The sequence below is a fragment of the Arsenicibacter rosenii genome, assembly GCF_001870735.1.
GTDB classification, from domain to species: Bacteria; Bacteroidota; Bacteroidia; order Cytophagales; family Spirosomataceae; genus Arsenicibacter; species Arsenicibacter rosenii.
The window spans coordinates 1-345 of the sequence record NZ_MORL01000334.1 but is presented as its reverse complement, the minus strand read 5'-3'; the positions used below and the strand labels follow the sequence as shown (position 1 = coordinate 345).

Sequence of the window (345 nt, the reverse complement as noted above, 5' to 3'; positions counted from 1 at the left end):
TCAGATGCCAATCAGTTGGACAATCCTTATGGTGTTGCCATAGATAGAGCCGGGTATATCTATGTTGCTGATTCATTTAATCATCGGATCCAGAANCAGTAGTGGCATTACTGTAGCCGGTGGGAATGGCATTGGTTCAGATGCCAATCAGTTAAACTATCCTTATCGAGTTGCCATAGATAAAGACGGGTATATATATGTCGCTGATACCAGTAATGATCGGATCCAGAAGTTTGCTCCCAACTCTACATCGGCCAGTAATGGTACTACCGTTGCCGGTGGAAATGGCAATGGGTCAGATGCCAATCAGTTAGCTTTTCCTACTGATGTTGTTGTGGATGGGAG

Annotated in this window: 1 protein-coding gene and 1 pseudogene; both read left to right on the top strand. The window is 44.5% G+C overall.

What is annotated here, in order from left to right:
* Nucleotides 1–15: 15 nt before the first annotated feature.
* Entirely contained in the window at nt 16–102 is an 87-nt protein-coding gene (locus BLX24_RS34170) for an SBBP repeat-containing protein (protein WP_374755036.1), read from the top strand.
* A pseudogene (locus tag BLX24_RS32505) lies at nt 62–345 on the top strand (hypothetical protein); the annotation flags it as partial. The gene BLX24_RS34170 and the pseudogene BLX24_RS32505, both read left to right, overlap by 41 nt.